The organism is Actinosynnema sp. NPDC002837, assembly GCF_040295345.1.
GTDB lineage: Bacteria > Actinomycetota > Actinomycetes > Mycobacteriales > Pseudonocardiaceae > Actinosynnema.
In genome coordinates this window covers 66,811-90,108 of the sequence record NZ_JBEOVG010000028.1, presented here as the reverse complement: position 1 = coordinate 90,108, position 23,298 = coordinate 66,811, and the positions used below count along the sequence as shown (strand labels likewise).

17 protein-coding genes and 1 pseudogene are annotated in these 23,298 nt (G+C 70.9%); 11 read left to right on the top strand and 7 right to left on the bottom strand.

Going from position 1 to position 23,298, the window contains the following annotated elements:
• Positions 1 to 121: 121 nt before the first annotated feature.
• Positions 122 to 733 carry a DUF6801 domain-containing protein gene (locus ABTZ99_RS20855; protein ID WP_498775704.1) on the bottom strand — a complete coding sequence of 204 codons (612 nt, stop codon included), beginning with the start codon at positions 731 to 733 and terminating at the stop codon, positions 122 to 124.
• 244 nt (positions 734 to 977) lie between these two features.
• Between ABTZ99_RS20855 and ABTZ99_RS20850 the strand changes: the two genes are divergently transcribed.
• Positions 978 to 1,604 carry a hypothetical protein gene (locus ABTZ99_RS20850; protein WP_499613090.1) on the top strand — a complete coding sequence of 209 codons (627 nt, stop codon included), beginning with the start codon at positions 978 to 980 and terminating at the stop codon, positions 1,602 to 1,604.
• Here the strand turns inward: ABTZ99_RS20850 and ABTZ99_RS20845 are convergent.
• Positions 1,573 to 2,868 (bottom strand): PucR-like N-terminal domain-containing protein, encoded by a 1,296-nt coding sequence (locus ABTZ99_RS20845; protein WP_498775708.1) that lies wholly within the window; start codon positions 2,866 to 2,868, stop codon positions 1,573 to 1,575. The two genes, ABTZ99_RS20850 and ABTZ99_RS20845, sit on opposite strands and share 32 nt — an antisense overlap.
• Positions 2,869 to 3,001: 133 nt before the next feature.
• Positions 3,002 to 4,558 carry an AMP-binding protein gene (locus tag ABTZ99_RS20840; RefSeq protein WP_499613087.1) on the bottom strand — a complete coding sequence of 519 codons (1,557 nt, stop codon included), beginning with the start codon at positions 4,556 to 4,558 and terminating at the stop codon, positions 3,002 to 3,004.
• Between the two features lie 226 nt (positions 4,559 to 4,784).
• Between ABTZ99_RS20840 and ABTZ99_RS20835 the strand changes: the two genes are divergently transcribed.
• From ABTZ99_RS20835 to ABTZ99_RS20810, 6 genes are read left to right on the top strand one after another with little or no spacing between them, the layout of a single operon-like run.
• Positions 4,785 to 5,879 (top strand): MCE family protein, encoded by a 1,095-nt coding sequence (locus ABTZ99_RS20835; protein WP_499613084.1) that lies wholly within the window; start codon positions 4,785 to 4,787, stop codon positions 5,877 to 5,879.
• Positions 5,876 to 6,892, top strand: a complete 1,017-nt coding sequence (locus tag ABTZ99_RS20830) for an MCE family protein (RefSeq protein WP_499613081.1) — start codon at positions 5,876 to 5,878, stop codon at positions 6,890 to 6,892. Before ABTZ99_RS20835 ends, ABTZ99_RS20830 begins: the two co-directional genes overlap by 4 nt.
• Positions 6,889 to 7,869 carry an MCE family protein gene (locus ABTZ99_RS20825; protein WP_499613079.1) on the top strand — a complete coding sequence of 327 codons (981 nt, stop codon included), beginning with the start codon at positions 6,889 to 6,891 and terminating at the stop codon, positions 7,867 to 7,869. The genes ABTZ99_RS20830 and ABTZ99_RS20825 overlap by 4 nt, the downstream gene beginning before the upstream one ends.
• Positions 7,869 to 8,876: an MCE family protein gene (locus ABTZ99_RS20820; RefSeq protein WP_498775718.1), complete on the top strand. Its 1,008-nt coding sequence runs from the start codon at positions 7,869 to 7,871 to the stop codon at positions 8,874 to 8,876. The genes ABTZ99_RS20825 and ABTZ99_RS20820 overlap by 1 nt, the downstream gene beginning before the upstream one ends.
• Complete coding sequence (locus ABTZ99_RS20815) at positions 8,873 to 9,838, top strand: MCE family protein (protein WP_499613075.1); 966 nt, start codon at positions 8,873 to 8,875, stop codon at positions 9,836 to 9,838. The genes ABTZ99_RS20820 and ABTZ99_RS20815 overlap by 4 nt, the downstream gene beginning before the upstream one ends.
• Complete coding sequence (locus ABTZ99_RS20810) at positions 9,838 to 10,932, top strand: MCE family protein (protein WP_498775722.1); 1,095 nt, start codon at positions 9,838 to 9,840, stop codon at positions 10,930 to 10,932. Before ABTZ99_RS20815 ends, ABTZ99_RS20810 begins: the two co-directional genes overlap by 1 nt.
• Here the strand turns inward: ABTZ99_RS20810 and ABTZ99_RS20805 are convergent.
• From ABTZ99_RS20805 to ABTZ99_RS20790, 4 genes are all read right to left on the bottom strand, one after another.
• Entirely contained in the window at positions 10,929 to 12,212 is a 1,284-nt protein-coding gene (locus tag ABTZ99_RS20805) for a PIN-like domain-containing protein (RefSeq protein ID WP_499613072.1), read from the bottom strand. The two genes, ABTZ99_RS20810 and ABTZ99_RS20805, sit on opposite strands and share 4 nt — an antisense overlap.
• Positions 12,213 to 12,245: 33 nt before the next feature.
• The gene (locus ABTZ99_RS20800; RefSeq protein ID WP_499613069.1) at positions 12,246 to 12,620 is read right to left on the bottom strand and encodes a YchJ family protein; all 375 of its coding nucleotides are present in this window, start codon (positions 12,618 to 12,620) and stop codon (positions 12,246 to 12,248) included.
• 11 nt (positions 12,621 to 12,631) lie between these two features.
• Positions 12,632 to 12,901 (bottom strand): hypothetical protein, encoded by a 270-nt coding sequence (locus ABTZ99_RS20795; RefSeq protein ID WP_498775728.1) that lies wholly within the window; start codon positions 12,899 to 12,901, stop codon positions 12,632 to 12,634.
• An 84-nt stretch (positions 12,902 to 12,985) separates the two neighbouring features.
• Entirely contained in the window at positions 12,986 to 14,416 is a 1,431-nt protein-coding gene (locus ABTZ99_RS20790; RefSeq protein WP_499613065.1) for a glycoside hydrolase family 6 protein, read from the bottom strand.
• 429 nt (positions 14,417 to 14,845) lie between these two features.
• Between ABTZ99_RS20790 and ABTZ99_RS20785 the strand changes: the two are divergent.
• From ABTZ99_RS20785 to ABTZ99_RS20770, 4 genes and pseudogenes are all read left to right on the top strand, one after another.
• Positions 14,846 to 16,684, top strand: a pseudogene (locus tag ABTZ99_RS20785) (glycoside hydrolase family 3 protein); the annotation flags it as partial.
• 84 nt (positions 16,685 to 16,768) lie between these two features.
• Positions 16,769 to 17,077: a cellulose binding domain-containing protein gene (locus tag ABTZ99_RS20780; RefSeq protein ID WP_499613098.1), complete on the top strand. Its 309-nt coding sequence runs from the start codon at positions 16,769 to 16,771 to the stop codon at positions 17,075 to 17,077.
• A 215-nt stretch (positions 17,078 to 17,292) separates the two neighbouring features.
• Complete coding sequence (locus ABTZ99_RS20775) at positions 17,293 to 20,235, top strand: glycoside hydrolase family 9 protein (RefSeq protein WP_498775732.1); 2,943 nt, start codon at positions 17,293 to 17,295, stop codon at positions 20,233 to 20,235.
• A gap of 114 nt (positions 20,236 to 20,349) precedes the next feature.
• Positions 20,350 to 23,286, top strand: a complete 2,937-nt coding sequence (locus tag ABTZ99_RS20770; RefSeq protein WP_498775734.1) for a glycoside hydrolase family 48 protein — start codon at positions 20,350 to 20,352, stop codon at positions 23,284 to 23,286.
• The last annotated feature ends 12 nt before the right edge of the window (positions 23,287 to 23,298 follow it).

The window sequence follows — 23,298 nt, the reverse complement described above, 5'->3', positions numbered from 1 at the left end:
ACTCTTACTTCGTCTCGCCAGATATAAACTCTCCTGCCATCTCTTTTTAACGTGGGGGGGGGGTGGCGTTCTCGCGGCGCCGGACCGCGGTCGGATTACTGCCCGGTGCCGTCGACGACGGTCAGGCCGCCGACACGGTGAAGGTGTGGAGCAGCGTGTTCTGGTTCGCCTTGAGCGTGCAGGCGGAGGTGAACGTGCCGAGGCCGGTCAAGCTGCCGTCGGCCCGGCGCGGCGTCAACGTGGTGCTGAAGGCGCCGACCCGGACCGTGGTCGTGCCCGCCCTGGTGAAGGTGACCGGCGCCGTGCCGCCCGTGGCGATGGTGTTGAACGAGCCGGACGCCGGGATGTTCGTCTTGGCCACCACGAGGTTGGCCACCACGTCCTGCACCGCGCCCGCGTTGTCCACCGCGGTGCTCGCGACGGCGGTGCCCTCCACGGTCGTCGCGCCGACCAGCCTGAGCCCGAGGGTGGCGCTCGACGGCACCGTGGCGATGGCGGTCACCCTCGTCGGCGGGACGGGCTGGCCGACCACCGCGGAGTCGGCCAGGTCGGCCACGGTGATGCGGACGGTCACGTCCTGCGTGCCGATCAACGGGAACGGGCAGCTGTACGACAGGGTCAGGCTCTTGGTGGCGGCCATGCCGGTGCCCGCGCCGGCGAACGCCACCGATCCGACGACGGCGATGGCGGCCGCGAGCGCGCCGACGACCCTACGGCCAGTGAGTTTCAGCATGTGCGTCTCCTCGTCGAGAGCAGTGCGGAAAACAGGGGTGTGCGATGGGCGACGGAAGGCTACTCGTCAGTAAAGTAGCTTTGTCGCGCAGGCTCGGCAAGTATTTCTTTCACGTTTGCCCGGCTGTGTCAGAGGTGCGATAAAAGCGCTGGAAAGGTTTGTCACGCACATGACAAATCATTGATCGGCGCTTGTGCGGGCCGCGTCCGGGAAAGTAGTTTCGGAGAATGAGCGGAGCCGTGCGGTGAGGGTCGCGGTGGTGCTGGCCGCGGTCGCCGCGCTGCTGGGCGCGGCACTGACCCCGACGTGGGTGGTTCGCCACGCCGAGGTGCGCGCGCCGGTGTCGACGGCCGGCATCAAGGTCTTCTACGAGGTCGAGGGGGTGAGCCGGATCCACAAGCTCCAGTCCGACCTCGCCCTCGGCCCCGGCACCCTCGAAGCCGAGATCGACCTCGTCGACGGCACCATCACCGGCGACCTCTCGCTGCCGCCGAGCTTCGGCTACTTCATCGTGTTCGGCTTCGTGCCCAACACCGCGCGCACCGACCTGATCCCGGTCGCCAAGGTCGTCGGCACGATCAAGGACGGCTACGTCAAGGCGAACGCCAGGGTCGTCGTCAAGCTCAGCGAGGTCGCCGTCAACGAGCAGCCGCTGGACGTCGGGCAGGCGTGCCAGACCGTCGAACCCGCGTCGATCGACCTGGAGGGTCCGTTCGAGCTGGCGAAGATGCGGATGAAGGGCGTCTACACGATCCCGCCTTTCGGTGGCTGCCAGGGCCGCGAGCGGCTCGACCCGCTGCTGACCGGTCTGATCTCGGGACCGGGCAACACGATCGACCTCACGCTGACCTTGCTCCCGGGGACCCCGTGAACCCCGGCGGACCCGCCGGACCGAGCCTGCGCGGCTGTCCCCCCGCCCCGCCCAGCAATCGCAGCGCCCGCAGCGCGATGCCCATGTCGAACAACGCGTCCGGGTCGTGCAGCTTCGCCCCGAACAGCTCCTCCAGCTGTCGCAACCGGTAGCGGACCGTCTGCGGGTGCACGGCGAGGCTCGACGCGACCTCCGGCGCGCTGCCGCGCGTCTCCACCCACGCGGTCATCGTCTCCCGCATCCGCTGCTGCTGCTTCGGCGTCAGCCCTTCCAGCGGCGCCAGCGTCCGCTTCACCAGCTCCCTCACCAGCTCCTCGTCACCGAGCAGGAGCAACGTCGACAGGTGCTCGGTGGTGTCCACCATCGGCCGGTCCGCGATCACGCCCGACTGGATCAGCGTGATGGTGCGGCGCGCCCAGCGCAGCGACTGCCGCGCCGACGCCAGCGGCACGATCGGCCCGACGGCGGCGCGCCACCCGCCGAGCTTCTGCTCCAACGCGACCAGCTGCCGTTCGGGGTCGGTGAGCAGCAGGCACGGCTCGCTGCCCTCCAGGTCCATCAGGATGTCCTCGTGCAGCACCGGTATCGGCAGCTGGTGCTGGTCGGTGCGCCGTTCCAGCGCCACCACCAGCACCTTCTCCGGCAACGGCCAGTGCGCCGCCTCGGCCAGCTCGGCCAGCGCGTTCGGGTGGTAGCCCGGTTCGCCCAGCAGCAGTTCCAGCAATCGCTTGCGCCGCCGCTGCAACGCGCCCGCGTGCCGGGCCTGCGCCTCGGCGTAGCCCTCCATCGACCGCAGCGACAGCTCGTCGATGTAGGCGAAGATCGCCTCGGCGATCAGGCACATGGTGGCCAGCGGCACGCGTTCGGTCTGCCCGAACTCGGAGATCCGCCGCCACGCCACCCGGGCGCCGATCCGGTACGCCGTCTGCAGCAGGTCGAGGCTGCGCCCGGCGCTGACCTCGAGCTTGCCGAGCAGGCGGAACAGCTTGGCCCGGTCCTCCCGTTGCGCGGTCGGGTCGACCATCCGGTCGATGAACTGGTGTATCGCCTGTTCCACCCCCTCGACCACCACTTGGCCGAACATCCCCTCCAACTTCTGTGAATATTCGGCGATCTGGTTCTGGATTTCCCGGACCATGTCCACGGCCACGTCGCCGGCCCTGGCGCGGAACTTCGGCGCGAGGTCGGCGGGCAGTTGCTCCCACAGGTCCGCGTTCCCGATGAGCGGTAACTCGGAGGCTCGGAGTTCTCCGGTTCTGTTCATGCTGTTCGCCCACCACCAAACGGTCGGGTGTGATTCCGAACACTGTATTTTTGATCAAGAAAAGTTGTCAACCAGGGCGCACTCCCGTGACAAAGTCGCCAGTGTTGTCGTGCGTCGCATGACAAGAACGGCGCTAGCGGAGCTGCCGGCGCAGCACCTTGCCGGTCGCGTTGCGCGGCAGCGACGCCGTCAGCACGACCTCGCGGGGCACCTTGTGCCTGGCCAGCCGGTCGCGCACGAACAGCTTCAGCTCCTCCGGGTCGACCCGCGCGCCGGGCACCGGCACCACGAACGCGCGCAGCCGCTGCCCGAACTCCGCGTCGGGCACGCCGACCACCGCCGACTCCCGCACCTGGTAGTGCGTGGCCAGCAGGTTCTCCACCTCGCCCGGGTACACGTTCTCGCCGCCGGAGACGATCATGTCGTCCTCCCGGCCGTCGACGAACAGCCGACCGCTCCGGTCGAAGTGCCCCAGGTCGCCGGTGCTCACCAGGCCGTCGACGACGTCCTTGCCGCCACCGCCGGAGTAGCCGCTGAACCGCAGCCGGCTGCCCACGAACACCCGGCCGACCACGCCCGGCTCGGTGATCCGGCGACCCTGGTCGTCGTAGACGCGCACCTGGCACGTGCGGGGCGGGCGGCCGACCGTGCCGGGCGCCTCGCGCAGGTCCTCGGGCGTGGCCACGGTCGCCACCGCCACCTCGGTCGACCCGTACAGGTCGTGGACGACGTCGCCGAACCGCTTGGTCGCCTCGGCGGCCAGCGGGGCCGGCAGGTCCGCCCCGGAGCTCAGCACCACCCGCAACGTCGACAGGTCGTGCGACTCCAGCTCCAACGGGCCCAGGTCGAGGATCCGCTGGAGCATCGTCGGCACGAGCATCAACGCGGTGGCCCGGTGCCGCGCGACCGACTCCACCGTCCGGCTCGCGTCGAACCTGCGCGCCAGCACCACCGCCGAACCCAGGCCCATCGCCAGGACCAGGTGCGCGAAGCCGATGCCGTGGAACACCGGCGCGGCGATCACCGTCACCTCGCGCGACCGCAGCGGCACGCGGTCGAGGAAGTCGACCGCGGCGAACGGCGAGCGCACCTCCCGGTGCGCGCCCTTGGGCGTCCCGGTGGTGCCGCTGGTGAGCAGCACGACGTCGCCCGGCCGCGCCGGTCGTGGCGGCTCGCGGTCGGGCGCCGACCGGATCAGCTGGTCGAGGTCGCCGGTGGAGAACCTGGCCACCGCGGGCGGCGCCTCCGCCAGCACGGGCTCGAAGTCGGGGTCGTGCACCAGCGCGGCCACCCGTTCCCGGCGCACCACGTCCGCCAGTTGCGGCCCGGCGAACCCGGTGTTGAGCAGCAGCACCCGCGCGCCGATGCGGGCGCACGCCAGCATCGCCTCCACCGGCCCGCGGTGGTTGCGGCACAGCACGGCCACCACGTGCCCCGCGCCGATGCCGGCCGCGTGCAGGGCGCGGGCCAGCGCCGCGGACCGCTCGTGCAGGTCGGCGTAGCCGCACGGGCCGGTCTCGTCGATCACCGCCGTGGCGTCGGGCTGCTCGCGCGCGGCGCGGAGCACCGACCCGAGCAGCGGGCCCCACGCGCGCACCTCGACCAGCGACCGCAGCGCCCGATCGGGCCGGTGCGCTTGGACCATTCCGGCGCGGTGGAGCACCCGGACGCAGTGCGGCAGCTGTGACACGCGGGCACCCCCGATTCTCGACAACGCCGATCATTGTTAGCCGCACCGCGGGCCGGGGCGCCAGGCCCCGATCGGGTTTGTGCATCCAGGTGAGTGTTTCGCGAACCGATTTTGTCATGCGCTTGACAAGGATTTGCGGTTGCTTGTGCGGTGGCACGTCCGTTAGTACCGTACTCGTCGGTAACGTTATTTCGGACTATTCCCATCACCCATTCGGAGAATACCCGTGGCATTGCGCCGTCGCCTGCTGGGGCTGCTGTTCGCCGCCCTCCTGGTCGCGCTGTGCGGTTTGTCCGTCGCGGCGTACCAGAAGGTGTTCACGTCCCGGGTGACCGTGCTGCTGCGCACCGACCACGTCGGCAACCAGCTCCAGGCCGAGTCGGACGTGAAGCTGCTCGGCGTGCTGGTCGGCGAGGTGCGGGCGATCCGCTCGCACGGCGACGGCGCCGAGGTCGAGCTCGGGCTGCGCCCGGACCAGGTCGGCCGCATCCCGGCGAACGTGTCCGCCCGGCTGCTGCCGAAGACGCTGTTCGGCGAGCGGTTCGTCAGCCTGGAGCTCCCGGACGACCCCGCCGGCGCGCTCGACGACGGCGCCGTGATCGAGCAGGACCGCACGTCCGGCGCGATCGAGCTGGAACGGGTGCTCGCGGACCTGCTGCCGACGTTGCAGGCCGTGCGGCCGGACAAGCTGTCCTCCGCGCTGACGTCGATGGCGCGGGCGCTGGACGGGCGCGGCGCGACCCTGGGGCAGGCGATCGTGGACCTCGACGCCTACCTGCGCGAGCTGAACCCGCACCTGCCCGTGCTCAAGGAGGACATCACCGCGTTCGCCGACGTCACCGGCGTGTACGCGGACGCGGGCCCGGACCTGGTGCGGGCGTTGGCGGACGCCACCGCGGTCAGCCGCACGATCGCCGAGCAACGCGCCGACCTCGACGCCGTGTACGCCAGCCTCACCACCGCTTCGGCCGACCTGACCGGCTTCCTCCGCGCCAACGGGGAGACCGTGGTGGCGCTGGCGGACCGGTCACGGCCGACGTTCGAGCTGTTCGCCACCTACTCGCCCGAGTTCGGGTGCGTGCTCGGCGCGGTCAACGCCATCCGGCCGCGGATGGACCAGGTGCTCGGCAAGGGCACCGACCAGCCGGGCGTGCACGCGGAGATCACGGTCGTGCCGCCGGGGCAGGAGTACGTGCCCGGCCGCGACGACCCCGTGCACCGCCGGGGCGGTGGTCCGCACTGCCCGTCCGGTCCGGTCAACGCGGTCGCCCCCGACCAGGTGCCCGACTGGGCGCGTCTGCTCACGGCGGGTGGCCGATGAGGAACGTCGCCGCGCCGCTGACCAAGTTCCTGGTGTTCGTCGTGGTCACGGTCGCCGCGACCGGCTTCCTCGCGGCGACCATCGCGGGCAGCCAGGTCGGCTCCGCCGCGGTCTACGCCGCCCGGTTCACCGACGTCACGGCGTTGGCCGAGGGCGACGACGTGCGCATGTCCGGGGTGAAGGTCGGCCAGGTCGAGTCGATGGAGCTGGTGGACGACGAGCTGGTCGACGTGTCGTTCTCGGTCGCCGACGGCCGGTCGCTGTCCGCCGACGTCACCGCCACCATCAAGTACCGCAACCTGGTCGGCCAGCGGTACGTCGCACTGGAGCAGCCCGCCGGGCGGATGGGGGAGAAGCTGCCGCACGGGGGCCTGATCCCCGTCGAGCGGACGACCCCGGCACTGGACCTGACCACGTTGTTCAACGGGTTCAAGCCGCTGTTCCAGGCGCTGGACCCGGAGGACGTCAACAAGCTGTCGCACGAGATCGTCCAGGTGCTGCAGGGCGAGGGCGGCACGGTGGAGAGCCTGCTCGCGCACACCGCGTCGCTCACCTCCGCGCTGGCCGCCAAGGACGACGTCATCGGCAAGGTGGTGGAGAACCTGAACGCGGTGCTGGAGACGGTGAACTCGCGGGACGACCGGTTCGGCGAGCTGCTGACCTCGATGCGGCAGCTGGTGTCCGGCTTCGCCGCCGACCGCGAGCCGATCGGCAACGCCATCACCGGCCTGGCCGCGTTGAGCGACAGCACGGCGTCGCTGCTGGAGCAGGGACGCCAACCGCTCAAGGACGACATCGCCGCGCTCGGGCTGCTCGCGGGCAACCTCGGCGACGCGCCCGAGCTGGAGCCGTTCATCCGCAACCTGCCGGTGAAGTTCGAGGCCATCGGCCGCACCGCGTCCTACGGCTCCTGGCTCAACTTCTACCTGTGCTTCGCCTCCTCCGAGGCCCCGCCCGCGCCCGGCGGACCGCCGGTCGGCATCCCCGTCACCGAATCGAGGTGCCACCGATGACGCCCCAGCGGATCGAACGCAGACCGGTGCTGCTGGGAGCCGTAGGCCTCCTGGTCATCGCGATCACCGCCCTGCTCACCTTCTTCCTGGAGGACCTGCCGTTCTTCGGCGGCGGCGTGGAGCACACCGCCGAGTTCACCGAGGCGGCCGGCCTGCGCGTGGACGACGAGGTCCGCGTCGCGGGCCTGAAGGTCGGCGAGGTGACCGACGTCGAGCTGCACGGGGGCCGGGTGCGGGTGACGTTCCGGGTCGCCGGTGTCGAGCTGGGCGACCGCAGCCGGGCCGAGATCCGGATCAAGACCCTGCTCGGGCAGAAGTACCTGGCGCTCGACTCGGAGGGCCGCGACCCGCTCACCGACACCATCCCGGTCGAGCGCACCACCTCGCCCTACGACGTGATCGAGGCGTTCAGCGGGCTGTCGACGACGCTCGGCGAGATCGACACCGACCGGCTCGCGGAGAGCTTCCAGGTGCTCTCGGACACCTTCCGCGACTCGCCGGAGCACGTGAAGCAGGCGCTGGAAGGGTTGTCGGCGCTGTCGAAGACCATCTCCTCGCGCGACGAGCAGCTGGCGTCGCTGATCACGGGCGCGAACCGGGTCAGCGGGGTGTTGGCGGAGCGCAACAACGACTTCGCCGCGCTCATCACGGACGGCAACCTGCTGCTGGAGGAGGTCGGCCGCCGCCGTGACGCGATCGCGGCGCTGCTCGACGGGACCCGCGCGCTGTCGCGGCAGCTGTCCGGCCTGGTCGCCGACAACTCCGAGCAGCTGCGGCCCGCGTTGGAGCAGCTGGAACGGGTCACCGACGTGCTGCGGGCCAACCAGGACGCGCTGGAGCGGGGCCTCGCGCTGGCCGGGCCGTACTACCGGGTGCTGAACAACTCCCTCGGCAACGGCCAGTGGGTGGACACCTACCTGTGCGGGCTCGTGGTCGACCCGGGCGCGCGGCGCGACTGCCCGACGGGAGGCCGCTGATGTTCGCCCGGACGCGGGGCGGTCGCCGCCTGGTCGTGGCGCTGGCGCAGGGGTCCGTGCTGGTCCTCGTGGCGGCGGCGGTCGTGTGGTGGATCTTCCTGCGGCCTTCGCCGACGCGGGTCGCCGCCTACTTCACCGCCGCCGTCGGCGTGTACGAGGGCTCGGACGTGCGGGTGCTCGGCGTGCCGGTCGGCCGGGTGGTCGGCGTGCTGCCCGAGGGCGGGTCGGTGCGGGTCGACCTCGAACTGGACCACGGCGTGGAAGTGCCCGCCGACGCCCGTGCCGTGGTCGTGTCGCCGAACATCGTGGCCGACCGGTACGTGCAGCTCACGCCCGTCTACACCGGGGGCGACAAGATCGCGCCCGGGGCCGTGATCACCAGCGCGCGCACCGCGGGCACGGTCGAGCTGGACGAGCTGTACACGAGCCTGGACACGCTGCTGACCGCGCTCGGCCCGAACGGGGCCAACCGCGAGGGCGCGTTGTCCGACCTGCTGAACACGGGCGCGGCCAACCTGGACGGGACCGGCGCGGCGCTGGGCGAGTCGATCCGGCAGCTCGCGGACGCGGCGAAGACGTTGGCCGGGTCGCGGGACGACCTGTTCGGGACCGTGGACAACCTCCAGTCGTTCACCTCGATGCTCGCGGCGAACGACGAGCAGGTGGGGCGGCTGGCCGACCAGCTGGCCGACGTGTCCGGGTTCTTCGCCGCCGAGCGGGACGACCTGGGCGCGGCGTTGGGCGAGTTGGCCACCGCGCTGGAGCAGGTGCGGGGTTTCGTGCACGACAACCGCGAGCGCGTGAAGTCCAGTGTGGACGACCTGGCCGTGCTGACCGGGACCCTGGTGCGGCAACAGGAGTCGTTGACCGAGATGCTGGAGGTCGCGCCGGTCGCGTTGCACAACGTGGTGAACGCCTACGACCCGGCGACCGGGACGTTGAACGCGCGCGCCAACCTGAACGAGTTCGTGACCGACCTGCTGAGCGTTCCCGGAGGTGCGCGGTGAGGCGGCTGGCGGCGGTGGGGCTCGTCCTGGTGCTGACGGGGTGCTCGGCGATGCCGAGCGCGTACGACCTGCCGCTGCCCGGCGGCGCGGACCTCGGCGACCGGCCGTACCGGGTGACCGTCGAGTTCGACGACGTGCTCGACCTCGTGCCGCACGCCGGCGTGAAGGTGGACGACGTGGCGGTGGGCAAGGTCGAGGACATCGGGTTGTCCGAGGACGGCTCCACGGCGCTGGTGCGGGTCGCGGTGCGCGGTGACGTGCTGCTGCCGTCGAACGCCCTCGCCCGGCTGCGGCAGTCGAGCCTGCTGGGGGAGAAGTACGTGGAGCTGGCCGTGCCCGACGAGCGGTCGGCGTCGCCGCTGGTGGACGGGGCGGTGATCCCGGTGACGCGGACCAACCGCAACCCCGAGGTGGAGGAGGTGTTCGGCGCGTTGTCGATGCTGCTCAACGGCGGCGGCATCGCGCAGATCCGGGACATCTCACGGGAGCTGAGCGCCGCGCTGTCCGGCAACGAGGCCGCGGTGCGGTCCCTGCTGTCCACTGTGGACTCTTTCGTCGGCGCGATGGACTCGCACAAGGGCGAGATCACGCGCGCTCTCGAAGGGATGGACAAGCTCGCGTCCTCCCTGGAGGCGCGCAAGGGCGACATCGGCGAGGTGCTGGACGGGCTGGAGCCGGGTCTGCGGGTGCTGAACGACCAGCGCGGGCAGCTGGTCGGGCTGTTGAACGCGTTGCGCGAGCTGTCCGACGTCGCGGTGGACACGGTGAACCGCAGCCGTGAGGACCTGGTGGCCGACCTGCGGGCGCTGGAGCCGACGTTGCGGCGGCTGGCCGAGTCCGGGCAGAACCTGCCGCAGTCGCTGGAGATGCTGCTGACGTTCCCGTTCACCGACGCCGTGCTCGACGGCATCAAGGGCGACTACCTCAACACCTACCTGACCCTGAAGCCCGGAGGGCGTTGATGATCACCCGGCGGATCCGGTTGCAGGTCGCGCTGTTCGCGGTCATCGCGCTGCTCGGCGTCACGTACGTGAGCGCGAAGTACGTCGGGCTCGTGGTGGTGGACGACGGCTACGCGGTCAGGCTGGAGCTGGCCCGCACCGGTGGCCTGTTCACCGGCGGCGAGGTGACGTACCGGGGTGTGCCGGTGGGCCGGGTCGGGCCGATCCGGCTGGGTGACGGGCAGGTCGAGGTCGAGTTGCGCATCGCGGCGGGCGCGCCGCCGATCCCGGTGGACCTGGAGGCGGTGGTCGCGAACCGCTCGGCGGTGGGCGAGCAGTACGTCGACCTGCGGCCGCGCCGGGACAGCGGGCCGTACCTGGGCGACGGTTCGGTGATCGAGCGGTCGCGGACCAGGCTGCCGCTGCCGGTGGAGCAGGTGCTGACCAGCCTGGACGACCTGGCGCGCTCGGTGCCGGTCGAGTCGCTGCGGACCGTCGTGGACGAGCTGGACCAGGCGTTGCGGGGCACCGGGCCGGATCTCCAGGTGCTGCTGGACGCCACGACCGAGTTCATCGGGACGGCCGGCGCGCACCTGCCGCAGACCACGCGGTTGCTCGACGACTCCGTCGCCGTGCTGCGGACCCAGCTGGACCACTCGGCCGCGATCAACTCGTTCGCCGACAGCGCGCTGCTGGTCGCGTCACGGCTGCGTGAGTCGGACGGCGACCTGCGGCGGCTGATCGGGGCCGTGCCGGGCGCGTCGGCGGAGGTGAGCGCCCTGCTGCGGGAGTCGGGGCCCAACCTCGGCATCGTGCTGGCCAACCTCCTGACCACGGCGGACGTCCTCGTCACCCGGCAGGGGGCGTTGGAGGAAGTCCTGGTGACCGTGCCGGACGCGGTGTCGGTGGGCGCGTCGACCGTCGCGTCCGGCCAGGCCCGGTTCGGCCTGGCGCTGACGTTCTTCGAACCCCCACCGTGCACCGCGGGCTACGAGGCCACCCCGCGCAAGAGCGGCCTGGACACGTCGGTCGGCCCGTTCAACACCGACGCCGCCTGCACCCTCCCGCGCGGCTCCGCCACCGGCGTCCGGGGCTCCCAGAACGCACCGCGCTAGTCCGGAACTCCGTCCAGGTCAACCTCGTCGGGCTCGTTCTCTAGGATGGCCACCATCTCGACCGGGATGTGGAACGCGAACGCCGTGACGCCGTTGTAGGCCGGGGTCAGCGCGGGCTCCACACCCTCTGCCACGATGCCGCGGCTCTGCAGCATGCGCGTGATGCGTGCGGTCGGTTTGGTGAAGCCTCGCAGCGACCGTTCGTCGTTGAACCCGCCGATCCGGTAAATCGTCTCGCGATCGATCCACCCCTCCTGTCTGGCCGCCTGACGGATGACCTCGGCTTGTGGTCGTTCCTCGAAGTCGAGCTGCCGGAGCAGCTCGGCCACGCCGGCGGGCGTCCAGGTCGCGCTCTCCTGGCTCTCGCTCACCCGCGCGACGTCGCTCACGGACTCGCTGCGCACCTCGACCTCGATCGCCGCCGCCCGTTTGAGGAGGTCGACGGGCCGCATCATGTAGAGCTGCTTGCCGGACGCGGCGGCGAACTGCTCCACCAGCTCGACGCGCGGACCGAGGAATTCCGACCGGTAGCGCCACCACCAGTCCTCCTTCTCGTCACCGGTCACGAAGAGCAGGTCCGCGTCACGCCGCGCCGCCTCCTGGACCGCCTGCGCCCAGACGAGGTAGTCGCCGGCCGCGCCCTCGGGCAGGTTCGACTCGTCCTTGCCCGCGTCGAGGTAGCCGGGTGGCTCCTTCGCGGCGGCACGTCGTTTGCCCTCCTTGACCAGTTCGGTCCACCGGGTGGGCTCGGGCTTCGCGCCCACCTTGCCGCGCAGGAGCGCTTCCAACTGGTCGAGCACCGGCTCGCGTCCCGGCACCCCCGGCGAATCGGGCGACGCCGGGGTGTGTGATCCGATGACGTCCACCAGGTCCTGGTGCAGCTTGGCGACCTTGCGCACGAGGTCGTCGCGCACCGCGTCGGCCAACGCCGTGGTCTTCGCCCACTGGTGCAACGCGTCGTCAGCGGCCCGCTGCTGCTTGCCCAGCGCGGTGAGCACCTGGTCGGTGGCCACCGCACGGCCTGCCAGCACGGTCAGCCGGTTGCGCCAGAACTCGCGCATCACCTGGTGCGGCACCCACAGCCGGTCACCCACCCCGCGCAGCAGCCCGAGCAGGTCGTCGCGCGTCGACTCGTTGTACCGGTACAGGTTGAGCAGGACGTTCGCGTCGACCACGACCAGCGCGGAGCGGAGGGCGTCGGCCAACTCGTCCTCGGCCGGGCGGCGATAACCAGGAAAAGCGTCGTAGATCCCTAAGCTGCCATCAGCCTGCTCGACCATGTCCGGTAGATCGTCCTGGCGGCGGCCGGTGTTTCAGGCGGGGGAGACGTAGAACCAGGTGCCGTCCTCGCGGACGAAGTGGCTGTTCTCGTGCAGTTCGTCGCGGTGGCCCTGCCAGCGGTAATGGGCGCGGAACTCGACCGTGCCCGTCGTCTGGAACGGGGTGCCGCCGGTGTGCGAGAGGATCTCCAGGTGGGTCCAGCGCTGGTCCGGGTCCAGGTCCAGCGACGCCGGCCGGGTCGTCGGGTGCCACGTGGCCAGGAGGTAGTCCTCGTCGCCCACCGCGAACGCGCTGTAGCGGGAGCGCATGAGGGCTTCCGCGGTCGGCGCCTTGCGCCGCCCCTGGTGCAACGGGCCGCAGCACTCCTCGTAGGGCTCACCCCGGCCGCACGGGCAGCGGTCGCTCATCCCGGGGGCGGTCATTCCGGCCGGTCGCAGGCGGTGCGGCCGGAACGGTCGTAGCGCACCCACGCCAGCGCGTTCTCCGCCTCGCGGTCACCGGACGCCGCCTCCGCCGACAGCGACGCGTGCACCTGGTAGCGCAGGTCGGCGGGCACGGCCGGGTTGGTGAGCAGGTTCGCGCGGACCACCGGGCTCGGGTCGTCGGCGAGCGCCGCCAACGCCTCGGCGGGCGCGGACGGGTCGGTCGACAGCGCCTCGCGCGCGGCGACGGACATCGGTTCGGTCACGTGCACAAGGATATAAGGAGAGCGGCTCCCCTCCCGTTGACTGCCAGTCGGGGAGGGGAGCCGCTTGAGGGCTGGGCTACGGCGTCAGCCGCACGCCACACCGTTCAAAGTGGGAGAAGTGAACGGTGGGGTACCGCCGCTGAAGCTCGCGTTGTAACCGATGGTCGCGGTACCACCGGTCGCGAGTCCGCCGTTCCAGGACGCGTTGCCGACGCGGACGATGTCGCCGCCGTCGGTCCACGTCCCGTTCCAGCCCTGGGAAACGGTCACGCCGGGCGCGGAGAACGTCAGGGTCCAGCCGGTGAGGGCCGCGCCCCGGTTCTCGATGACGATCTCGCCGGTGTAACCGCCCGACCACTGGCTCACCACGCGGTGCGTCACCCTGCATCCGTCCCCTGGAGGCGGAGTGGTGGTCGTGGTGGAAGTGGTCGTGGAAGTAGTAGTGGTGGTGCTCGTGGTCGTGGAGGTAGTGGTGGACGTCGTCGTGGTGGTGGACGTCGGGCCGGCGGCGATGGCCAGGTCGTAGGCGCGCTGTGGCACGAACTGGCCCGCCTGTGCGATGCAGCCGTCGGCCTCGCCGGGCAGCTTGACCCAGAGGAACCCGGCGATGCGGGAGTCGCCGGTGCTGGTCGTGCTGGGCGTGCCGATGGCGCGCCCGGCGGGGTCGCACCACTCGGTGCCCAGCGGGCCGTTGCCGTTGCGGCTGGTGTCGATCACGGCGGTGAGCCTGCCGTCGCCGACGGCGTTGAGGATGTTCTTGGTGTAGGCCACCTCGTCGGACGTCCTGCGGTAGTTCGACACGTTCGACGCGATGCCGTCGGCGCTGTTGGAGATGTCGGCGGCGCGCAGCCGGTTGGCGGCCTCCGACGGGGACAGCCACGCCGAGTTGCCGATGTCGTAGTACACCTTGGCCTGCCCGGAACCCGACTTGAGCTTCTTGCCCGCGTAGGCCATCGACGCCCTGGTCTGGTTCTGCTGGTCGGCGCTCTGGCAGTTGCTCATGATCGGCAGTACGTCCGGTTCGAGCACGATCCACGCCGGCCGACCCGCCAGCCCCGCCGCGACCTCGTCCACCCAGGCGCGGTAGGCCTCGTGGGAGGGCGCGCCGCCGCCACTGGCGCCACCGCAGTCGCGGTTCGGGATGTTGTAGACCACCATGATCGGGATCTTCCCGGCCGACGCCGCCGCGCCGACGTAGGAGTTGACCTCCGAACGCACCGTCGAGGTGTTGGTGGTGGTGAACCACCGCGCCGCGGGAACCGAGGCGATCCGGTCCCGGATCACCGCCGCCCGCGAGTCGTTGGGGTTCTGCGCGACCCACCTCGCGGACGAGGTGTTCGGGTCGACGTAGAACGCCGAGTCGGCCGCCTGCGCGGTCGTCGCGCCGCCGCCGAGGACCAGGGCAACGGCGCTGGCCACCAGAGCGCTGGAGAGCGCGCCCGCCGCGGCCAGCCTCGCCTTGTGGCGTGGCCGTCGGACGTCGGTGCCGGATTCGTGGGCGTTGTGTGCTCGCATCGGAAGGTCCTCGCAGCGTCGGTGCTGAACGGGGGCGGACTTCGGCTGGGAGCGCTCCCAGGTGGCAGGACTGTAGCCAGTCGGAAACGGTGAAGAAAAGAGGTCGTGATCCACCGGTGACCCCCGCCGTTTCTCACGGTCCGTGAAGAAAACGCCGGATGAACAGTGCCTGAGACGGGTCAGCCGCCGACGAACGCGCGGTTCGCCACTGAGGGTGAGCATTTCCTGGGTCGACTGCTCCGATCAGGTTACTGAGACCCAGGTCACGGCGGAGTCGAAGTTGATGTCGAAAATTTGTCGAATTACGCCGTGCGGTCGCCGTGGCAATACGCCGAAAAGCTCATCACTGGTGCACAGAACCGGACATTCTTAGTCTGGGAACGCTCCCAGCACTCTCCCGGACCCTGTTCTCGCCCCGGAGGCAACGCAATGACGCGCACTCCCTCCCGACCTGTCGCGGTGGCCGCGACGACGGCCCTCCTGGCGGCCGTCGCCCTCGCCGCCACCGTGCTGGTGCCGCACCTGCGGCCGGTCGCCACCGCGCAGGTGGCGGCCCAGGCCGACCCGCGGGTCGAGCAGCTGCTCGCCCGCATGTCGCTGGACGACAAGGTCGGCCAGATGACCCAGGTCGACCGCGGCGCCCTCGGCTCCACCGCGGACCTGGCCACCTACCGGATCGGCTCGCTGCTCTCGGGCGGCGGCTCCGCGCCGACGCCGAACACGCCCCAGTCATGGGCCGACATGTACGACAACTTCCAGCGCACGGCCATGTCCACGCCGCTGGGCATCCCGCTCGTCTACGGCGTGGACGCGGTGCACGGGCACAACAACGTGCGCGGCGCGACGATCTTCCCGCACAACATCGGCCTGGGCGCCACGCGCGACCCCGGGCTGGTCCAGCGCATCGGCGAGGCCACCGCGAAGGAGGTCGCGGGCACCGGCATCGACTGGAACTTCGCGCCCTGCCTGTGCGTCGCGCGCGACGACCGGTGGGGCCGCACCTACGAGTCGTTCGGCGAGGTGCCGGAGATTCCCACCGCGATGACCAGCTACATCGACGGGTTGCAGGGCGCGACCCTCGGCGGCACGCCCGGCTCGGTGCTCGCCACCGCCAAGCACTTCATCGCCGACGGCGGCACGGCCGCGGGCGACGACCAGGGCGACGCCCGGATCACCGAGCAGGAGCTGCGCACGGTGCACCTGCCGCCGTTCAAGGCCGCCGTCGAGCGCGGCGTCGGCTCCGTGATGATCTCCTACAGCAGCTGGAACGGCGTCAAGGCGCACGGTCACCGCTACCTGATCACCGACCTGCTCAAGACCGAGCTCGGCTTCACCGGCTTCGTGGTCTCGGACTGGGCGGGCATCGACCAGATCGACGGCGCGACCGGGTTCACCGGCGCCGAGGTCGCCGCGGCGGTCAACGCGGGCATCGACATGGTCATGGTGCCGACCGACTACCGGCGGTTCATCAGCCTGCTCAAGGCCGAGGTGCAGGCCGGTCGCGTGAGCACGGCCCGCATCGACGACGCCAACCGCCGCATCCTGACCAAGAAGTTCGAGCTCGGCCTGTTCGAGCGCCCGCTCACCGACCGCTCGCTGACCTCGACGGTCGGCTCGGCCGCGCACCGCGACCTGGCCCGCCAGGCCGTGCGGCAGTCGCAGGTGCTGCTGCGCAACGACGGCGTGCTGCCGCTGGCCAAGTCCGGCCGGTACTTCGTCGCGGGCAAGTCGGCCGACGACATCGGCAACCAGAGCGGCGGCTGGACGATCACCTGGCAGGGCGGCAGCGGCAACACCACGCCCGGCACCACGATCCTCCAGGGCATCCGCGACCTGGTCGGCTCCGGCGCGTCGATCACCCACGACCGGTACGGCGCGGGCGTGGACGGCTCGTACGACGCGGCCATCGCGGTGGTGGGGGAGACCCCGTACGCCGAGGGGCAGGGCGACCGGCCGTACGGCCTCGGCCTGGACCGCGAGGACCTGGAGACGATCAACCGGCTCCGCTCGGCGGGCATCCCGGTGGTCGTCGTGCTGGTGTCCGGACGCCCGCTGGACATCGCGAACCAGGTCGGCGACTGGGACGCGCTGCTCGCCTCCTGGCTGCCCGGCACCGAGGGCCGCGGCGTGGCGGACGTGCTGTTCGGCGACTACAACCCGACCGGCAAGCTGCCCATGACCTGGATGAACAGCGGTTCGCAGCAGCCGATCAACGCCGGTGACGGCAAGGCCGCCCTCTACCCGCTCGGGCACGGCCTGAGCTACCGCCCCATCACCACCAGCACCACGCCGACCAGCACCACCACCTCGACGACGACCACCACCACGACCACGACGACCACGACGACCTCCGTGCCCCCGCCCGGCGGCTGCGTGGCCACGGCCCGCCTCGCCGGCTCCTGGCAAGGCGGGTTCCAGGCCGAGGTCACCGTCGCCAACACCGGAACCGCTCGGCTGAACGGCTGGACGGTCACCTGGACGAGGCCCGGCGACCAGACGATCAACTCGCTCTGGAACGGCACGCTGACCCAGTCCGGCACCTCGGTGTCCGTGGACGACGTCGGCTGGAACGGCACGCTCGCACCCGGGGCTTCGGGGTCCTTCGGGTACACCGCGAGCGGCTCGGCGGTCACGCCCGAGCTGACCTGCCGGGCGAGGTAGCGCCGAGCCGTGGTCACGTTCTGGGAGCGCTCCCCCACGCTGGGTCATTCGGTCCAGCGCCGGCCACCGTTCGGCGCAGAGGCGGGACGCCTGCAAGCCGAATTTGTCAAGGCTTTGTGGCTGAACCCTCTTTTCACGGTGTTTCGTTGCCGTTACAGTCCCGGACTGGGAGCGCTCCCAGAAACCTCCACCGCCCTGCCCCTCGGAGGCACCGCATGCGACGACGCATGTCCGGTGCGCTGGCCGGCACGCTAGCCGTGCTGGTCAGCGCCTTGACGCTGACCCCGTTCCAGCCGTCCGCGACGGCCGCGCCCGCGTTCAACTACGGCGAGGCCCTGCAGAAGTCGATCTGGTTCTACGACGCCCAGCGGTCCGGCGACCTGCCCGCGGACAACCGGGTGAACTGGCGCGGCGACTCCGCGCTGCGCGACGGCAGCGACGTCGGCCTCGACCTCTCGGGCGGCTTCTACGACGCGGGCGACCACGTCAAGTTCGGCCTGCCGTTCGCGGCCACGATGTCGATGCTGGCGTGGGGCGCGGTGGAGAACCGCGACGCCTACGAGAGCTCGGGCCAGCTGCGGCACCTGATGGCGAACCTCAAGTGGGGCACGGACTGGATCATCAAGGCCCACCCGTCGCCCAACGTGGTGTACGGGCAGGTCGGCAAGGGCGACGACGACCACAAGTGGTGGGGCGCGGCCGAGGTCATGCAGATGGCGCGCCCCTCGTACAAAGTGGACGCGTCCTGCCCCGGCTCGGACCTGGCGGGCGAGTACGCCGCGGCGATGGCGTCGGCCTCGATGGTGTTCAAGGCGACCGATCCCACCTACGCCGCCACGCTGCTGACCCACGCCAAGCAGCTCTACAGCTTCGCCGACACCTACCGCGGCAAGTACAGCGCCTGCATCACCGACTCGGCGAACTTCTACAACTCCTGGAGCGGCTACCAGGACGAGCTCGTGTGGGGCGCGATCTGGCTGTACCGCGCCACGGGCGACGCGAGCTACCTGGCCAAGGCCAAGGCGGAGTACCCGAAGCTGTCCACGGAGCCGCAGACCACCACGCGGTCCTACCGGTGGACCATCGCGTGGGACGACAAGTCCTACGGCGCCTACGTGCTGCTGGCCAAGCTGACCGGCGAGGCCGAGTACGTCGCCGACGCGAACCGGTGGCTGGACTACTGGACCACCGGCTACAACGGCAACCGGGTGCGCTACTCGCCGGGCGGCCAGGCGCACCTGGACACCTGGGGCTCGCTGCGGTACGCGGCCAACACCGCGTTCGTCGCGCTGGTCTACAGCGACTGGCTGCGCGAGCGCGACGCCGCGAGGGCGACCACCTACCACGACTTCGGCGCGCGGCAGATCAACTACGCGCTGGGCGACAACCCGCGCAACGCCAGCTACGTCGTCGGCTTCGGCGCCACCCCGCCGCGCAACCCGCACCACCGCACCGCGCACGGCGCGTGGGCCGACACCATGCAGGACCCCGTCACCAGCAGGCACGTGCTGTACGGCGCCCTGGTCGGCGGCCCCGGCACGAACAACGACTCCTACAAGGACGACCGCACCGACTTCGTCGCCAACGAGGTCGCGCTGGACTACAACGCCGGGTTCACCGGCGCGCTCGCCCGGCTCTACAAGGAGTACGGCGGCACGCCGCTGGCGAACTTCCCGGTCGCGGAGGCCACCGACGGCCCCGAGCTGACCGTGCAGGCCTCGGTCAACCAGAGCGCGACCGGCTTCACCGAGATCAAGGCGTTCGTGCTCAACAAGACCGCGTGGCCCGCCCGGATGTTCAACGGCTCGCTGCGCTACTACTTCACCCTCGACGGCGCCACCACTCCCGACCAGGTCACCGTCACCACGAACTACAACCAGTGCGGCACGCCGGGCGCGCCCAAGCAGCACAGCGGCTCGGTGTACTACGTGGACGTGCCGTGTCCCGGCGTGTACCCCGGCGGCCAGTCCGCGCACAAGCACGAGGTCCAGTTCCGCATCACCAGCGCCGGCACCTGGGACCCGTCCAACGACTGGTCGTACGAGGGCCTGGGCACGGGCAACACGGTCGCGCTGACCGACCGCGTGGTGCTCGTGCAGGACGGCCAGGTGCAGTGGGGCAAGGAGCCCGGTCCGGCGGTGGTGGACCGCGAGGCGCCCACCGTCCCCACCGGGCTGCGGGCGGTCGCCGGTCCGAACAACACCTTCACCCTGGGCTGGAACGCCTCCACCGACAACGTCGGGGTGGCCGGCTACGACGTGCTGCGGGCGGACGGCACGGTCGTAGGTGCCACGGCCACCCCGACGTTCCCCCTCTCCGGCCTCGCGCCGGGCTCGCACTCCTTCTCGGTGCGGGCCAAGGACGCGGCGGGCAACGCCTCCGCGGCCAGCACGCCGATCGTGATCACCGTGGCGGACAACGGCGACCGCGAGGCGCCGACCGTCCCGGGTGGACTGACCGCCTCCGCGATCACGAGCACCGGCGCGACGATCACGTGGACCGCCTCCAGCGACAACAACGCCGTGGTGGGCTACGACATCGTCCGCCCGGACGGCTCGGTCGCGGCCACCACGACCGGCGTGAGCCACCAGTTGACCGGCCTCACCGCCGACACCGCCTACACCTTCGCCGTCCGAGCCCGGGACGCCGCCGGCAACGTCTCCGCCGCGAGCACCGCGGTGACGTTCCGGACCACGCCGGGCGGCGTGAGCGGCCCGGTCGCCGTGCAGCAGCGCGGCAACGGCTCGGCGAGCGCCAACCAGATCGGCGCGACGCTCGCCGTGGTCAACCGCGGCGCCACGGCGGTCGACCGGTCCACCGTCACCCTCCGGTACTGGTTCACCGGTGACACCGCCAACGCCAACTACCAGGTGTTCTGCGACTGGGCGGTGGTCGGCTGCGCCAACGTGCGCGCCACCGTCGTGAAGCTGCCGAACGCACGGCCGGGCGCGGACTCCTACCTCCAGGTGTCCTTCACCGCGGGCACGCTCGCCGCGGGCGCGAGCACCGGCGACATCCAGTTGCGGGTGGCCAAGTCCGACTGGTCGACCTTCAACCAGGCCGACGACCACAGCTACCGGGTGAGCGCGACCCTCACCGACTTCGACCGGGTGACCGCCTACACCGGCGGAACCCTCGCCTGGGGCACGGAGCCCTAGCACCCAGACTCGGCACGGGACGTTCTGCGCGCCCAGGCGTCCCGTGCCGACTCCACTCCGCCCCGCCCTTTCAAGCTCGCGGGTCAATGGCTGATCCGTGCAGGAGGAGGACGCATGAGGTACCGCACCAGAGCGGGACGGTTGCGCACCGGTCCGCTCGCGCTGATGGCCGCGGCGGCAACTGCCGCGGGTGTTATGCCGTTCGTCGCGCCGGTGGCGAACGCGGCCGTGGCTTGCACGGTCAACTACCAGGTCACGAACCAGTGGCAGGGTGGCTTCGGCGCCAGCGTGTCCATCCGCAACGAGGGCGACCCGGTGAACAACTGGCGCCTCACGTGGACCTTCCCGGATGGGCAGCGCGTCCAGCAGGGCTGGAACGGCACCTTCTCGCAGAGCGGCGCCGCGGTCACCGTGGCGGCGCCGGGTTGGGCCCCGAACCTCGGCACGGGCGCCACCGTCACGCCGGGCTTCAACGGCTCGTGGACCGGCCAGAACCGGCCGCCCACGGACTTCGCCCTCAACGGCACCCGCTGCACCGGGCCGAACGTCAACGCCGACCCGACGGTGTCGCTGACCTCGCCGACGCCCGCGCAGACGTTCCAGTCCGGCCAGGCGGTCCCGCTGGCGGCCACCGCGGCCGACACCGACGGCACCGTCTCCAAGGTCGAGTTCCTGGCCGACGGCGTGGTCGTCGCGACCGACACGAGCTCCCCGTACACGGGTTCGTGGACCGGCGCGACCGTGGGCGAGCACGCGATCGTGGCCCGCGCCACGGACGACAAGGGCGGCATCGGCAACTCCAGCATCGCGAGCATCCGCGTCATCGCGGGTCAGGCGATCCAGGCCAGCCCGGCGTCGCTGACCGTCCGGCAGGGCGGCACCGGCACCTTCGGCGTCTCCCTGGCCACCGCGCCGACCGCGAACGTCACGGTCACCGTGGCGCGCTCGGGCGGCAGCACCGACCTCACGGCCGGTCCCGTGTCGCTGACGTTCACGCCGTCCAACTGGGCGACGAAGCAGAACGTCACGGTCACCTCCGCGGCCAACGGCGGCGAGCTGGGCACGGCCACGTTCACGGCGAGCGCCACCGGCGCGGCCGCGGCGACGGTCGAGGTCCGCGAGACCAGCGCCGACACCTCGCCGTTCGAGCAGGAGTTCCTGGACCTCTACGCCAAGATCAACGACCCGGCGAGCGGCTACTTCCGCACCTTCTCCGATGGCCTGAAGGTGCCGTACCACTCGATCGAGACGCTGATGGTCGAGGCGCCGGACCACGGTCACCAGACCACGTCCGAGGCGTTCAGCTACTATCTGTGGCTGGAGGCCAGCTACGGCAAGATCGTGGGTGACTGGGCGCCGTTCAAGAAGGCCTGGGCCTCGATGGAGAAGTACATCATCCCGGCCAAGGCGGACCAGCCCACCAACGACAAGTACGACGCCTCCAAGCCGGCGACGTACGCGCCGGAGCACCCGCGGATGGACCAGTACCCGTCGGTGCTGGACTCCGGCGTGCCGGTGGGTCGCGACCCGATCGCGGCCGAGCTGAAGTCGGCCTACGGCAACAGCGACATCTACGGCATGCACTGGCTGCTCGACGTCGACAACACCTACGGCTTCGGCCGGTGCGGCGACGAGTCGGACGCGGCGCCCGCGTACATCAACACCTACCAGCGCGGTTCGTCGGAGTCGGTGTGGGAGACCATCCCGCAGCCGTCCTGCGACACCTTCGCGCACGGTGGCCCCAACGGCTTCCTCGACCTGTTCACCAAGGACGCCAGCTACGCCAAGCAGTGGAAGTACACCAACGCCCCGGACGCCGACGCGCGTGCGGTGCAGGTGGCCATGCTGGCGCAGGAGTGGGCGACCGAGCAGGGCAAGGCCAGCGAGGTCGCGCCCGAGCTGGAGAAGGCCGCCAAGATGGGCGACTACCTCCGCTACGCCATGTTCGACAAGTACTTCAAGAAGATCGGCAACTGCACCAGCCCCAGCTGCGCGGCCGGTACCGGCAAGGACAGCGCGCACTACCTGATGTCCTGGTACTACGCGTGGGGTGGCGCGACCGACACGTCCGCCGGTTGGGCGTGGCGCATCGGTGACGGCGCGTCGCACCAGGGCTACCAGAACCCGCTCGCGGCCTACGCGTTGGCGAACGTGCCCGCGCTGAAGCCGAAGTCGGCGACCGGCCAGCAGGACTGGGCCACGTCGATGACCCGCCAGCTGGAGCTGCTGCAGTGGCTCCAGTCGGCCGACGGCGCCATCGCCGGTGGTGTCACCAACAGCTGGGAGGGTTCCTACAGCGCGCCGCCTTCGGGCACGCCGACCTTCTACGGCATGTACTACGACGCCCACCCGGTGTGGCGCGACCCGCCGTCGAACCGCTGGTTCGGCTTCCAGGCGTGGCAGATGGAGCGCACCGCCGCCCTGTACGAGAAGACCGGCAACGCGACGGCCAAGAAGATCCTCGACAAGTGGGTCCCCTGGGCCATCGCGAACACCACCGTCGGCACCGGCGGCCAGTTCCAGATCCCGAACGACCTGACCTGGACGGGCGCTCCGGACAACTGGAACGCCACCAACCCCGGCGCCAACGCGGGCCTGCGCGTCACGGTCGACAACCACAGCCAGGACGTCGGCATCGCCGCGTCCTACGCCAAGACGCTCCTCAACTACGCGGCCAAGTCGGGCAACGCCCAGGCGAAGACCGTCGGTGAGGGCCTCTTGACGGCGATGTTGTCGCACAAGGACGACAAGGGCATCGCGGTGCCGGAGCAGCGCAAGGACTACAACCGCTTCGACGACGTCTACAACACGTCGACGCGTGAGGGTCCTTACGTTCCGTCGGGCTGGTCGGGCGACATGCCCAACGGCGACCAGATCAAGCCCGGTGTGTCCTTCGTGGACATCCGCTCGATGTTCAAGCAGGACAAGGACTGGCCGAAGGTCCAGGCGTACCTGGACGGCGGCCCCGCGCCGACCTTCACCTACCACCGGTTCTGGGCGCAAGCTGAGATCGCCACGGCGTTCCAGCTGCACGTGGAGCTGTTCGGGTAGACCCGCGAAGGT

Bases quoted from the DNA above. Each gene is read 5' to 3' on its own strand.
- ABTZ99_RS20855 (WP_498775704.1), bottom strand. From the start codon at position 733: ATGCTGAAACTCACTGGCCGTAGGGTCGTCGGCGCGCTCGCGGCCGCC.
- ABTZ99_RS20845 (WP_498775708.1), bottom strand. From the start codon at position 2,868: ATGAACAGAACCGGAGAACTCCGAGCCTCCGAGTTACCGCTCATCGGG.
- ABTZ99_RS20830 (WP_499613081.1), top strand. From the start codon at position 5,876: ATGAGGAACGTCGCCGCGCCGCTGACCAAGTTCCTGGTGTTCGTCGTG.
- ABTZ99_RS20825 (WP_499613079.1), top strand. From the start codon at position 6,889: ATGACGCCCCAGCGGATCGAACGCAGACCGGTGCTGCTGGGAGCCGTA.
- ABTZ99_RS20820 (WP_498775718.1), top strand. From the start codon at position 7,869: ATGTTCGCCCGGACGCGGGGCGGTCGCCGCCTGGTCGTGGCGCTGGCG.
- ABTZ99_RS20810 (WP_498775722.1), top strand. From the start codon at position 9,838: ATGATCACCCGGCGGATCCGGTTGCAGGTCGCGCTGTTCGCGGTCATC.
- ABTZ99_RS20805 (WP_499613072.1), bottom strand. From the start codon at position 12,212: ATGGTCGAGCAGGCTGATGGCAGCTTAGGGATCTACGACGCTTTTCCT.
- ABTZ99_RS20800 (WP_499613069.1), bottom strand. From the start codon at position 12,620: ATGAGCGACCGCTGCCCGTGCGGCCGGGGTGAGCCCTACGAGGAGTGC.
- ABTZ99_RS20790 (WP_499613065.1), bottom strand. From the start codon at position 14,416: ATGCGAGCACACAACGCCCACGAATCCGGCACCGACGTCCGACGGCCA.
- ABTZ99_RS20775 (WP_498775732.1), top strand. From the start codon at position 17,293: ATGCGACGACGCATGTCCGGTGCGCTGGCCGGCACGCTAGCCGTGCTG.
- ABTZ99_RS20770 (WP_498775734.1), top strand. From the start codon at position 20,350: ATGAGGTACCGCACCAGAGCGGGACGGTTGCGCACCGGTCCGCTCGCG.